The 13,154-nt window shown below is 69.0% G+C and carries 12 protein-coding genes; 9 read left to right on the top strand and 3 right to left on the bottom strand.

Going from position 1 to position 13,154, the window contains the following annotated elements; translation table 11 throughout:
- Nucleotide 1: 1 nt before the first annotated feature.
- Together IM777_RS15865 and IM777_RS15860 are read right to left on the bottom strand one after the other, a co-directional pair.
- Nucleotides 2-655, bottom strand: coding sequence for a biliverdin-producing heme oxygenase (locus IM777_RS15865; RefSeq protein WP_194384028.1), 654 nt, complete (start codon nt 653-655; stop codon nt 2-4).
- Between the two features lie 60 nt (nt 656-715).
- On the bottom strand, nt 716-1,027 hold the full coding sequence (locus tag IM777_RS15860; RefSeq protein ID WP_194384027.1) for a DUF2470 domain-containing protein: 312 nt from the start codon (nt 1,025-1,027) through the stop codon (nt 716-718).
- Nucleotides 1,028-1,160: 133 nt separating this feature from the next.
- Between IM777_RS15860 and IM777_RS15855 the strand changes: the two genes are divergently transcribed.
- The 6 genes from IM777_RS15855 to ppsA all read left to right on the top strand — a co-directional run bounded on the left by IM777_RS15855 (nt 1,161) and on the right by ppsA (nt 9,787).
- Nucleotides 1,161-2,396, top strand: a complete 1,236-nt coding sequence (locus IM777_RS15855) for a serine hydrolase domain-containing protein (RefSeq protein ID WP_228480860.1) — start codon at nt 1,161-1,163, stop codon at nt 2,394-2,396.
- A 7-nt stretch (nt 2,397-2,403) separates the two neighbouring features.
- Complete coding sequence (locus tag IM777_RS15850) at nt 2,404-3,354, top strand: EamA family transporter (protein ID WP_194384025.1); 951 nt, start codon at nt 2,404-2,406, stop codon at nt 3,352-3,354.
- Between the two features lie 73 nt (nt 3,355-3,427).
- The gene (locus IM777_RS15845) at nt 3,428-5,221 is read left to right on the top strand and encodes a cellulase family glycosylhydrolase (RefSeq protein ID WP_194384024.1); all 1,794 of its coding nucleotides are present in this window, start codon (nt 3,428-3,430) and stop codon (nt 5,219-5,221) included.
- A 193-nt stretch (nt 5,222-5,414) separates the two neighbouring features.
- Nucleotides 5,415-6,725 (top strand): ISL3 family transposase, encoded by a 1,311-nt coding sequence (locus tag IM777_RS15840; protein ID WP_194384023.1) that lies wholly within the window; start codon nt 5,415-5,417, stop codon nt 6,723-6,725.
- An 18-nt stretch (nt 6,726-6,743) separates the two neighbouring features.
- Nucleotides 6,744-7,373, top strand: coding sequence for a kinase/pyrophosphorylase (locus tag IM777_RS15835; RefSeq protein WP_336510678.1), 630 nt, complete (start codon nt 6,744-6,746; stop codon nt 7,371-7,373).
- Nucleotides 7,370-9,787 carry a phosphoenolpyruvate synthase gene (gene ppsA / locus IM777_RS15830; RefSeq protein ID WP_194384022.1) on the top strand — a complete coding sequence of 806 codons (2,418 nt, stop codon included), beginning with the start codon at nt 7,370-7,372 and terminating at the stop codon, nt 9,785-9,787. The genes IM777_RS15835 and ppsA overlap by 4 nt, the downstream gene beginning before the upstream one ends.
- A 28-nt stretch (nt 9,788-9,815) precedes the next feature.
- Here the strand turns inward: ppsA and IM777_RS15825 are convergent, their stop codons facing one another.
- Complete coding sequence (locus tag IM777_RS15825; protein ID WP_194384021.1) at nt 9,816-10,835, bottom strand: zinc-dependent alcohol dehydrogenase; 1,020 nt, start codon at nt 10,833-10,835, stop codon at nt 9,816-9,818.
- 73 nt (nt 10,836-10,908) lie between these two features.
- Here IM777_RS15825 and IM777_RS15820 point away from each other — a divergent pair, with 73 nt between their 5' ends.
- The 3 genes from IM777_RS15820 to IM777_RS15810 all read left to right on the top strand — a co-directional run bounded on the left by IM777_RS15820 (nt 10,909) and on the right by IM777_RS15810 (nt 13,109).
- On the top strand, nt 10,909-11,505 hold the full coding sequence (locus IM777_RS15820; protein WP_194384020.1) for a TetR family transcriptional regulator: 597 nt from the start codon (nt 10,909-10,911) through the stop codon (nt 11,503-11,505).
- 191 nt (nt 11,506-11,696) lie between these two features.
- A complete protein-coding gene (locus IM777_RS15815; RefSeq protein ID WP_194384019.1) occupies nt 11,697-11,981 on the top strand; it encodes a hypothetical protein in 285 nt (94 codons plus the stop codon).
- Between the two features lie 39 nt (nt 11,982-12,020).
- Nucleotides 12,021-13,109 carry an HNH endonuclease signature motif containing protein gene (locus IM777_RS15810; protein WP_194384018.1) on the top strand — a complete coding sequence of 363 codons (1,089 nt, stop codon included), beginning with the start codon at nt 12,021-12,023 and terminating at the stop codon, nt 13,107-13,109.
- Nucleotides 13,110-13,154: the final 45 nt, after the last annotated feature.

Raw genomic sequence — 13,154 nt, 5'->3', positions numbered from 1 at the left:
GTCAGGCGATCGCCGCGGCTTTGGCGCGGGCGAGGTCCTCGAACAGCTCGGTGTTGAACCGGTAGGCGACCAGCACCTCGTCGATCACGCGCTCCTTCTCGGCGTCGTCCCACGGTGCGGCGTCGAGCTGCTCGCGGTAGACGTCCTTGAAGGCGTTCGGGTCGGCGATGTCTTCGAAGAGATAGAAGCCGACGCCGTTGGTCTCGAAGCCGAATCGGCGGCACATGAGCCGCCCGATGAACTGGCCGCCGGAGAGGTCGCCGAGGTAGCGCGTGTAGTGATGCGCGACGAAGCCGCCGGCCCACGTGGTGCCCACGAGGTTGATGCGCTCGACGTAGCGCTGCGTGGTCGGCAGCGGAGCGATCTTCTCGCGCCAGTCGGGTCCGATGAGGAACTCGAGGTCGGCCTCGAGAGCGGGAAGGCGCGTCAGCTTGTCGCTGATGAAGACCCTCGCCACCGGATCGTTGCGCATGCGGTCGGCGGCCGCTTCGAGCGCCTGGTAGATGAACCAGTGCTGCGCCGTGAGAGCGATGTAATCGTCGCGGGTGCCGTCGCCGCGCACGAGGTCGGCCATGAAGCCGGCGTGCTCGCTCGAAGCATGGGCCGTGCTGGACCGCTCGCGCAGGGCGCTGGAGAAGGAGATGACCTCGCTCATGTCGCCATTGTAGGGGAAGAGTTAGGTGAACCTAACCGTGGATTTCGAGACGGGTGCGCGTCAGGCGTGCGGTCGGGGCTCGACCCCGAGGCGGCGGCACGCTTCGTCATACAGCGCGACGACCTCGCGACGCACCTCGGGGCGTTCCGAGATCGTGCCGCCCGGCCACGGGATGCGCACCTCGGTGACCGTTCCCGCGGCGGAGGTGACCTCCCACACGCCGCCGTCGCCGTCGAAGCCGGTCATCGTGGCCGCGGCGATGTCGCGCTCGGGAGCGAACGCGCGGGTGATGAGCAGGTTGTCGTCGGTGTGATCGCCGTTCATGTGGCGGAGGATCGCGGTCTGGACGTCGGGATCGAAAACGTGAGTCACGGAGCATAGCGTAAGGGCGGATGCTCGCCGTGCTGTGACCGAGTCGTTACGTGCGTGTGTTTGAATTCAGAGGTCACCGGGGGGTGGGAAGTCGAAGAACATGTTGCGCCGCAGGATTCTGGGAGTCTCGGCGATGGCCGTTGCCGTCGCCCTGACCGCCTCGGCGTGCTCGGGCGGCGCCACCGTCGAGATCGACGTTCCCGCGCAGGTCGAGGGCGGGTTCACCGACGAGATCCAGCAGGAGCTGCAGGCGGCGGCCGAGCAGGCGATGGCGGCATCCGGTGCGACCGGCGCGATCGTCGGGGTCTGGGCACCGTGGAGCGGCTCGTGGGTGGCGGGTCTCGGAACGACCGGTCCGGACGGGGCCGCGGTGTCCGAGGATATGACCTTCCGTGCCAGTCGGGTGACCCGCGCGATGACGTGCGACGTGCTGTACGTGCTCGATGAGAAGGGCACGGTGTCCCTCGACGACAGCGTCACCGACTATGTCACCGGCGTGCCCGACCTCGAGGCCGTCACCCTGGAGATGCTGTGCGACGGCACATCGGGTGTCGGTTCGTACGAGCCCTACCTGAAAGCCGATTGGCTCGAGTTCCCCGGACGCGAGTGGGATCCCGCGTTCCTGGCCAGCTTCGGGCTATCCGATCGCAGCGATGCCGAGCCCGGCGCGACCTTCCGGGAGTCCGATGCCGGCTACGTTCTGCTCGGCCAGGCGCTGGAGAATGCGACGCGCATGTCGGCATCCGATCTCATCGCCGAGTACGTCACCGAGCCGCTCGAGCTGACCTCCACCGAGCTTCCGGGCGCGGCGCCCGCCGAGCCCGGTGCGAACCCGCTGCCCGGATACCAGTCGCTGCGGGGCGAAGAGGGTCTGAACTGCGCCGAACCGACCGACTACACGGAGTCGTCGTCGAGCATCGGGTTCACCGATTCCGGTGTGACCAGCTCGATTCAGGATCTCGGCCGCTACGCGCAGGCGCTCGCGACGGGTGCGCTGCTCCCCGATGACACGGAGCGCTTCGACGACGCCAAGCCGGCCTACGGTGATGCCCCGTCATGGCAGACGACGGCCGGGGGAGCCCGCATCACCGGCTCGCTCATCGGTCAGTTCGGCACGACCCTCGGCTATTCGACCGCGGCGTTCTCCGATCCCGACACCGGCCTGACCGTCGCCCTCGTGCTGAACAACTCCGCCGGCGGCGTGGCGTTCCCCGCATACCTCGCGTGGGAGCTCGCCGCGATCGCGTCGAAGGCGCCCGCTGCTTCCGGCCAGGAGGCACCGACCGCGGGGCTGCCGTGGACGGCGGAGCAGTTCCACGCGCAGATCGCCGATCGCGCGATCTGTCCGATACCCGACGCCGAAGGCTGACGCCTCGGTGAGCGTGCGCACCGGCAACGCCACCGCGGTGCTGCTGGTGATCACCGGCCTCGCCTGTCAGGAGATCGGCGCATCGTTCGCGGTGCTGCTGTTCCCGGAGGTCGGCCCCCTCGGCATGGTGATGCTGCGGCTGGTGTTCTCCGCGGTGCTGCTCTGGATCATCGCCCGGCCGGCCCTGCGCGGACACACGCGCGACGGGTGGGCGGCGGTGGTCGGCTTCGGTGTCGTGCTCGCCGTGATGAACGGGCTGTTCTATCTCGCGCTGGAGCGGCTGCCACTCGGCGTGACGGTCACGATCGAGGTGCTGGGTCCGCTCACGCTGTCGATCATTGCGAGCCGTCGCGCATCCGCGTGGCTGTGGGCGGCGATCGCCCTCATGGGTGTGGTCGCGCTCGGCGGAGGCGGATGGGAGCGCCTCGATCCGATCGGCGTGCTCTTCGCCCTCGGGGCCGCCGCGAGCTGGGCGTTCTACATCCTCGCCTCGGCGCGCGTCGGGCGGGGATTCCCGAAGCTCGAGGGGCTGACCCTGGCGATGACCGCGGGAGCAGTGATCGCGCTGCCGTTCGGCATCGCATCGGCCGGCGAGGCGCTGCTGCGGCCGGAGCTGCTCGGTCTCGGTGCCGCCGTCGCGCTGCTGTCGTCGACGATCCCCTACGCCTTCGAGCTCGTGGCGCTGCGCCGTCTGCCCGCGGCGGCGTTCGCGATCCTCATGAGCCTTGCGCCCGCCACCGCGGCCCTCGCCGGGTTCCTCCTTCTCGGTCAGCTTCTGTCCTGGCTCGAGGTCGTCGGGATCGGACTCGTGATCGTCGCAAGTATCGGTGCGGTGCAGACCGCACCGCGGTCGGAGGCGAACCCGAACGAGGACGCCGCTGCCGGCGAGCCGGCCGCGGACGGGCCTCATCCCCCCGCCGACCCCGCGCAGGAGCCGTTCACCGAACCGCTCGCCTGAGGAATTCACCCGCGCGAAACGGCGGACGCGCTACGGTGGTCTCTCGCTGGGGAGGGAAGCGGAGGGCGCATCGATGTCACAGCGGATCCCCACGCGCCTGCGTTCTCGCGCAAGCGCCCTTCTGGCCGCGGTCGCCCTCGTCGCCGGGTTCGGCGTCGTCTCGGCGCCCGCATCCGCCTCCGAGTCCGGCTGGCTGCACACCGACGGTGCACGCATCGTCACCGAGGCGGGAGAGGCGCACACCATCCGTGCCGTGTCCTGGTTCGGTCTCGAAACGTCCAACTGTGCGCCGCACGGCCTGTGGACGATCTCACTCGATGAGGGGCTGCAGACCATCGCGGGGCTGGGATTCAACGCGATCCGCCTGCCCTACGCCAACGAGTGCCTCACCGCATCGAGCACATCCTCCATCGACGCGAACGCCAATCCCGACCTCGTGGGCCTCACGCCGTTGCAGGTGATGGACGCGGTCATCGACCGCGCAAGCGCGTACGGGCTCGATGTGATCCTCGATCGCCACCGTCCGACCACCTCGGGACAGTCCTCGCTCTGGTACACCTCGGAGGTCGACGAACAGCAGTGGATCGACGATTGGGTGATGCTCGCCGAGCGCTACGCCGACGATCCGACGGTGATCGGCGCCGATCTGCACAACGAGCCCCACGACAGCGCGTGCTGGGGATGCGGCGACGCGAGCGTCGACTGGCCGGCTGCGGCAACGCGAGCCGGCAACGCGGTGCTCGCCGCGAACCCGAACCTGCTCATCATCGTGGAGGGTGTCGGTCGCGACGTCGACGGGAGCTGGACGTGGTGGGGCGGGGGCCTGCGCGGTGTCGCCGATGACCCGGTGGTGCTCGAGGTCGCCGATCGCGTCGTCTACTCGCCGCACGATTACCCGGCGTCGGTCGCGTGGCAGAACTGGTTCGGTGCGTCGGACTACCCGGACAACCTCACCTCGGTGTGGGACACCAACTGGGGCTATATCCAGAAGCAGGGCATCGCGCCGGTGCTGCTCGGCGAGTTCGGGACCAAGCTCGAGACCGACAGCGACCGGCTGTGGTTCGACGAGATCATCGCCTACCTCGACGAGAACGACATGAGCTTCGCCTTCTGGTCGTTCAACCCCAATTCGGGCGACACCGGCGGCATCGTCGCCGACGACTGGCGCACCCCGGAAGCCGACAAGGTCGCCGCCCTCGCGCCGTTGCTGGCCCAAAGCGTCGGGCCGGTCCCGACGCCCACCGTCTCGCCCAGCCCGAGCGCCACGCCGACGCCGACGCCCACGCCGACCCCGACCCCGACCCTCACGCCGACGTCGACCCCCACGCCGACCCCGACCCTCACGCCGATGCCGGCCCCCACGCCCACGGTGACGCCGGGCCCGGCTGCGCTGTCGGGATCGCTCGAGCCCACCAGCGTCTGGGGACAGGGTTACGTCGCGAATGTCGTGGTCACCGCGGCGTCGCACCAATCCGGGTGGACGGCGTCGTGGACCTCGCCGACAGCGACGGGGATCGTCAACGCGTGGGGCATGGACTGCTCCCTCGCCGGCAGCACGATCACGTGCGACGGTGCGGGGTGGGCCGCATCCCTCTCGCCGGGTCAGACGATGACGGTGGGGCTGCAGGTGGCCGCCACGTCGGCGCCCACGGTGTCGTCGTTCACCCTCGCGCCGCACTGGTCCGCGTCTCCCGCGGAACGCGACTCAGGCGGCGAGGGCCGCCTCGATGAGGCGCGCGGTCGCGGCGGCGCCGTCGGCACCCTCGTAGGCGTCGCGCACCTCGTCGGCCGCCAGACCGATGCCCGGGTCGGCGAGCACGTGCCGCACGGCGTCGAGGAAGGCCGGCGTGCCCGCATCCTTCCGTGACAGGGCGATCGCGTTGCCGCGGGACGCGCACGCCCGCACATGCCACGTCTGCTCGGGCTGCAGGCCCATCCCGACGAAAGGGGCTCTTCGCAGTTGAGGGTGTAGCCCGGGACCGCCGGCTGGTTCGCGGATAGGCGTCGAGGTCTTCCAGGATGGAAGTTCTCACACTCACCGACCGCCGGAAGACCTCGACTTGCACCACCCTACGTTCGCGACCCCTGACCTGACCACGTTCTGCCGTCTCGACGAGCTCGGCCTTCAAGCCGTCGGGCAGCTGCTTGAGCCTGATCGGGCGGTGCTGGAGTGCCGCGTCGTCGAGGACGACCCGTGGTGTCGGAAGTGCGGTGCGGAGGGCGTGCCGCGTGGCACGGTGACGCGGCCGCTGGCGCACGAGCCGTTCGGGCATCGGCCGACGACGCTGCTGGTCCGGGTGCGCCGCTACCGGTGCACGCACTGCCGCCGCACCTGGCGGCAGGACACGTCGAAGGCGGCAGCGCCGCGGGCGAAGATCTCCCGCGGCGGGATCGCGTGGGCACTCACCGCGATCGTCGTCGACCACCTCACCGTCACCCGCGCCGCAGCAGGGCTCGGGGTGTCCTGGCACACTGCGAACACCGCGATCATCGCCGAAGGCAAGCGTCGCCTGATCGACGACCCGGCGAGGTTCGCCGGGGTCACCACGATCGGTGTCGATGAGCACGTCTGGCGTCACACACGGTTTGGCGAGAAGTACGTGACGGTGATCATCGACCTCACCCCCGCGAGGAACAAGACGGGCCCGGCCAGGCTGCTGGACATGGTCGAGGGCCGCTCGAAGCAGGTGTTCAAGCAGTGGCTCGCCGCCCGACCCAAGGACTGGTCGAAGGCGATCGAGGTGGTCGCGATGGACGGGTTCAGCGGCTTCAAGACCGCCGCGGCCGAAGAGCTCCCCGACGCGGTCCCCGTGATGGACCCGTTCCACGTCGTCCGCCTCGCCGGCGACGCGCTCGACCGGACCCGGCAGCGCGTCCAGCAAGACACCCTCGGGCACCGCGGCCACGCCGGCGACCCGCTCTACGGGGTCCGCCGCACCCTCCACACCGGCGCGAGCTTCCTCACCGAGAAGCAGACCGCCCGCCTCGACGCGGTATTCGCCGCCGAGGAGCACGTCGAGGTCGAAGCGACCTGGGGCATCTACCAGCGCATCGTCGCCGCCTACCGCGAACCCGACAAGAACAAGGCGAAGGAGATGATGCGGGCGGTGATCGACTCTGTCAGCAACGGCGTCCCCGCGCTGCTCAAAGAGGTCCGTCGCCTCGGCCGCACGCTGAAGCAGCGCGCCGCGGACATCCTCGCGTTCTTCGACCGCCCCGGAACGAGCAACGGCCCAACGGAGGCCATCAACGGCCGGCTCGAGCACCTTCGCGGTTCCGCCCTCGGCTTCCGGAACCTCACGCACTACGTCGCCAGATCGCTCCTCGAAGCCGGCGGATTCAGACCGCTCCTACACTCTCATTCGCGATGAGCCACGAAAGGCACACCGGTGGCACAGGCGGTCTGCACCGTGCCCTGGCCGCCGTGGATGACGGCCGCGTCGACGAGCCCGCCCAACCGGTGTGCGGGCAGCAGATCGGTGACATGGATGTTCTCCGCCGAGACGCGCTCCGGGCAGTACCACGGGCTCGGGGACCTCGAGCAGTACTTCCGCCGCATGCGGGCCGTTGAGTACGCGATCGAACACGACGACGGCCAGAGCGGGCGCGACCTGGCGAGCGCCGATGTGATCATCGTCGCGCCCTCGCGGTGCGGGAAGACGCCGACGACGATGTACCTGGCCCTCCACTACGGGCTCCTTGTCGCGAACTATCCGCTCACTGACGACGACTTTCCGACCGACGGTCTGCCGCGCATCGTCGCCCCGCACGCAGACCGCTGCTTCGGGCTGACCACCACTCCGCTCCGTCTCAGCCAGGTGCGCCACGAGCGCCGCCCGAACTCCACCTACGCGAGCCTCGCCCAGTGCACGCTCGAGCTCCGCCGGGCCGAAGACCTCTACCGCCGCACGCACCTTCCGTTCCTCAGCTCCGCGACCCGCAGCGTCGAGGAGATGTCCGCCGTGATCCTGCAGTCCATGAATCTGCGCGACCGACCCCACGAAAGGCCCAGCCCATGACCAACATCCTGCGTTTCGACGAGATCGGCATGAACGACCTCGCCCAGGTGGGCGGCAAGAATGCGTCGCTCGGCGAGATGGTGTCTCACCTGGCGTCCGCGGGCATCCGGGTTCCCCCGGGCTTCGCCACGACCGCCGACGCCTTCGAGCGGTTTCTCGCCGAGGGCGAGCTCGACGCTCGCATCCGCGCCGCCGTCGAGGGCATCGATATCGACGACGTCGCGGCGCTCACCCACCTGGGCGCGCGTGTTCGTGCCTGGATAGAGGAGCAGCCGTTCCCCGCCGACCTCGAAGCCGACATCCGCTCGGCCTACGCGGACCTCGTCGCGGGTGAGTCCGATCCCACGGCGGTCACGTGGGCTGTTCGCTCCAGCGCCACCGCCGAAGACCTCCCCGACGCCTCGTTCGCCGGTCAGCAGGAGACGTTCCTCAACATCGGCGGCATCGAGAACATCCTGAGCGCGATCCGTCGTGTGTTCGCCTCGCTCTACAACGACCGAGCGATCGCTTACCGCGTGCACCACGGCTTCGACCACCACGACGTCGCCCTCTCGGCCGGAGTGCAGCGCATGGTGCGCTCCGACATCGGGGCCTCGGGCGTGATGTTCACCCTCGACACCGAGTCGGGCTTCGATGACGCGGTGTTCGTCACGAGCTCCTACGGCCTCGGCGAGGCGGTCGTGCAGGGCGCCGTCAACCCCGACGAGTTCTACGTCTACAAGCCGGGTCTGCGTGCCGGCCGCCCCGCGATCCTCAAGCGCAGCGTCGGTGAGAAGGCGATCGCCATGCGCTACGCGAACGGGCAGCACGTCGACGGCAGCACGGCTTTCGTCGAGGTGGATGCCGCCGAACGCTCGCGTTTCTCGATCACCGATGCGGAGGTGCAGGAGCTCGGCCGGATCGCCCTCGTCATCGAGGCCCATTACGGCCGCCCCATGGACATCGAGTGGGGCAAAGACGGCAACGACGGCCAGATTTACGTGCTGCAGGCGCGCCCCGAGACCGTCGTGTCGCGGAAATCCGCGAACGTGCTGAGCCGCTTTGTGCTCGCCGAGCGAAGTGCGGTGCTCGTCGAGGGGCGCGCGATCGGGCAGCGTATCGGCTCCGGCCGCGTGCGGGTGCTCACCTCGATCGACCAGATGCACGACTTCGCCCACGGCGACGTGCTGGTGGCCGACATGACCGATCCCGACTGGGAGCCGATCATGAAGCGCGCCTCGGCGATCATCACCGACCGCGGCGGACGCACCTGCCACGCCGCGATCATCGCCCGCGAGCTCGGCATCCCCGCCGTCGTCGGCACCGGCGTGGCCACCCATGCCTTGAAAGACGGCCAGGAGGTGACCGTCTCGTGCGCCGAGGGTGATGACGGTCTCGTGTACGACGGGCTCCTGCAGTTCGCCGAGGAGCAGACCGAGCTCGATCGGATGCCGGCGGCCCCCGTCAAGGTGATGATGAACGTCGGCACCCCCGACCAGGCGTTCGCCTTCTCGCGTCTGCCGCACGCGGGTGTGGGCCTGGCTCGGCTGGAGTTCATCATCAACCGTCAGATCGGCATCCACCCTCGGGCCCTGCTGGAACTCGACCGGCTCGACGGTGCGCTCGCCGAGGACATCCGGGAGCGCACCGCCGCGTATCCGTCGGCCAAGGAGTACTTCATCCAGCGCGTGGCCGAGGGCGTGTCCATGATCGCCGCTGCCTTCGCGCCGGAGCCGGTGATCGTGCGCCTGTCGGACTTCAAGTCGAACGAGTACGCCAACCTCATCGGGGGGTCGCTCTACGAGCCCGACGAAGAGAATCCGATGCTCGGATACCGCGGCGCCGCCCGCTACGTCTCTCCGGATTTCCGCGCGTGCTTCGACCTGGAGTGCGAGGCCCTGCGCCGGGTGCGCGATGACATGGGACTGACCAACGTGCAGATCATGGTGCCGTTCGTGCGAACGGTCGGCGAGGCGAAGGCCGTCGTCGACCTGCTCGCGCAGAACGACCTGCGCCGCGGCGAGAACGGGCTTCGCGTCGTCATGATGTGCGAACTGCCCGCCAACGCCGTGCTCGCAGAGCAATTCCTCGAGCACTTCGACGGGTTCTCGATCGGCTCCAACGACATGACGCAGCTGACCCTGGGGCTGGACCGCGACTCGTCTCTCATGGCATCAGCCTTCGACGAGCGCGATCCCGCCGTGCTGCACCTGCTCGGCACGGCCATCGACGCGTGTCGGCGACAGGGCAAGTACGTCGGCATCTGCGGACAGGGGCCGAGCGATCACCCGGACTTCGCGCAGTGGCTCGTCGGCCGCGGCATCCAGTCGCTCTCGCTCAACCCCGACACGGTCGTCGAGACCTGGCTCGCGCTCGCGGCGAACGACAGCCCCGGGGTCGAGACGCCTGCGCCGGCCTACGAGCACCAGTCGTAGCCCCGGGGGCATCGGTGCGGGCCACGGGTCAGTCGCCGAAGGTCACCACGACCTTGTCGGCTGCGCCCGGCGTCTTCGCCAGCTCCAGCGCCTCGAGCGCGCGCTCGAACGGGAGCACGTCGCTGATGATCTGCGCGTACTTCCTGGGATGCGCGATGATCGCGTCGGTGACCTCGAAGATCTCCGTGGGGTAGCCCATCGACATGCGGATGTCGATCTCGCTGCGCAGGATCTGCCCGAAGTCGACCGGAACGGGCTGCTTGTGCACCGCGGGGATGGTCAGCACGGCCCGGCTTTTCGCGCACGCGAAGACGGTCTCGAGCACGCTCGGCACGCCCGCGGCGTCGATGTAGATGTCGGTTGCGGCGTGCTGCTGGCGGCCGAACGGGTCCGCCTCGGCACCGTGCAGTTCCGCCAGGCGGGAGGCGACGTCCTCCTCGGCGGAGTTGATCACGGCGTCGGCTCCGATCGCGAGCGCCTTGTCGAGGCGGCCCGGCTGGATGTCGACGACGACCACGTGCGCGACGCCCTTGGACTTCAGCGACAGGAGCACGCCGAGCCCGACCGGGCCGGCACCGAAGACCGCGACCCGATCCCCCTCCGCAGCCCCGGAGCGGTTGACGGCGTGATGGGCGACGGCCATCGGCTCGTTGAGAGCCGCGACCTCCCAGGGAATGTCGTCGGGGATGACGCGCAGCTGCACCCCGGGCTGGAAGTCCTTCACGAGCACTGTCGGAGTCAGGGCGCCCTGCGCACCGCCGCTGCCCAGTAGTCCGTCTTGGAAACGCATCGTGTCGATCACGACGTGGTCGCCGACGTGGATGCCCTCGACCGCGGAGCCGACGGCCGTCACCTCCGCGGCGGGTTCGTGGCCAAGGGGGGTCGCGCCCTGGCGGGGCGGGATGCCGCCCACGTGCGTGTAGAAGGCGTCTGAGCCGCAGATGCCGCACGCCCTCACGGCGAGGAGCACATCGTTGGCGCCGACCTCGGGTTCGGCGACCTCCACCCAGGAGACGGTGTCGGGTCCCGTCACGTGCACTGACTTCATTGTTCGTCCTTTCGTCCGATGCGCGAATAACTGTACATAGTTCGGAAAATAAGACATAGGGGAAACTGGGGCGATGACCGCTCGTGGTCGCGGGCGTCCCCGCGAAAGCTCGCACGAAGAGATCCGCGACGTCGCCATCGAGCTCTTCCTCGCCCAGGGCTACGCGAAGACCTCGCTGAGTGAGGTCGCGCAGGCCGCGGGGATCAGCCGCACGACGCTCTTCTCCTACTTCCCGTCCAAACGAGACCTGCTGTGGAAGGACTTCGATCGACGCGCCGAGCGTGCCGCTGATGCGCTCGCCGACGAAGAGACGCCGGACTCGGTGGTCGACCTGATCCTGAGGGCGATCCTTCTCCATGCCCGATACGACGCCGCGGAGCGGGAGCAGCTCCAGCGTCGCCGCCGCGTCGTGGACCAGGACGAGGAGCTGCGTGCCTTCATGTCCTTGTCCGTCACGCAACTGACGGACCATCTGCGCGACGCGGCGGCCGCACGAGCGCCGGAGGTGGATTCGGGACTCGTCGACCTGCTCGCCCATGCCCTCGTTGCCGCTGCCGCGCACTGCACCGACGAATGGACGACGAGCGATATCGACGAGCCGCTGGATGCCTACGTTCGGCGCCGGATGGCCCCGATCGCCGACGGGCTGCGATCCGTCACGCCGCGGTAGCGGGCGCGTCGCCCCGAAGCGGTGCAACCGCTCCACTTGCGATGGTCGGGTGATCGCAATGGGATCGGATCACGTCTTCACATTTTCGTACTTGTGTATGAATTATTTGTCCCCATGCCCCGCATTACGTCGCATCAATGTCTGAAGTTGGTTCTACGCTCGAAGTAGTCGGGGATCGAGCGGGGGTTGTGATGGCGATCGACCAGCAGGGTGGGGCGGACCGGGTTCGCACGCGTGAGCTGGTTGCGGAGATCGCGGCGTTCGATGTGGCGGAGGCGCGGATTCAGGCGGAGCGTGAGCGGTTGTATGCCGAGGCGTATGACCTCGCCCAGCAGCAGACGGCACGGTTGCGGGATGCGTCGACGCGGGAGCGGGAGATGCCGCTGCGCGCGCGATGGCGGCGGAGCTTGCGGTGGCGAAGCGGGTCAGTGACCGCACGATGCAGACCCGCCTGTTCGACGCGCACCGCACCGTGACCCAGTTCCCGGCGGCGTGGGAGTCGTGGCGCGGGCCGGGTGTCCCGGGCACATGTGAAGGTGATCGTCGACACCGGTGCGGAGCTTGCCGACCCGGGGGCTCGAGAGAGCTACGAGCGGGACGTGCTGGGGTATGCGGAGACGACGTCTGCGGCGAGGGTGCGGTCGTATGCGGAGCAGGTCGCGGAGAACCTCAACCCTCTGTCGATGCAGGAACGTCACGATGATGCCGTGCTGGACCGACGCATCTGGGTGGAGGACCTGCGGGATGGGATGTCGATGCTCGGTGCGATCGGACCGTCCGTGGAGGTCCACGGGGTCTACGACCGGCTCACCCGGCAGGGGAAGACGATCAAAGCCGCCGACCGGGCGGCACGACGCAACACCACCGAGACGCGGACGGGCGACGACGAGGCATCGAAGGCGGACGGTGCCGACGTGGGGACGGGTGACGTCGATTCGGAGCCGAGTGTGTGGTTCGATGAGCGGACGCTGGATCAGATCCGCACCGACCTGCTGCTGGACATGATGCTCACCGCCTCCCCCTCCGTCGACCCGACCGGGGTCGAGGGTGGGTTGGGTGCGATCCGTGGGCACGTGCAGGTGACCGTCCCCGCGACCACGCTCGCGGGAACGACCCTGGGTGGGGCGCAGCTGAACGGGAAGTGCGCGGTGGATCCGGAGACGGCGAAGATCCTCGCCGGCAACGCCCCCGGTTTCGACCGGGTCTTCCTCGACCCCATCACCGGAACGGTGCTCGCCGTCGATCGACGCTTCGCGACACCGGCGCAGAAACGGTATCTGGTGGCGCGGGATATCCGGTGCCGGTTCCCCGGATGCCGCAGACCCGCCACCGAATGCGACATCGACCACCGCGAAGACTGGGCCCTCGGCGGTAAGACCGACGTCGAGAACATGGGCGCGTTCTGCGAAAGCCACCACGCGCTGAAACAAGCCGCCGGATGGACCGTCGTCCAAATGCCCGGCGGAAGACTTCACTTCACCGCACCCTCCGGCCTCGAATACGACGACGACCCACCACCACGAGTCATGTTCATGCCCGACGGGGTCGGCGGCCCGGGCGACGCGGACCCACCCGACCCAGAAGTCTGCCCAGCGCCTTTCTAGACAACCCGCTGTGCCGTGGGCGGATCAGGACGCCCGCAGGCGGAT

The organism is Microbacterium luteum (genome assembly GCF_015277875.1).
GTDB classification, from domain to species: domain Bacteria; phylum Actinomycetota; class Actinomycetes; order Actinomycetales; family Microbacteriaceae; genus Microbacterium; species Microbacterium luteum.
This window is presented reverse-complemented; position numbering and strand designations above follow the sequence as displayed.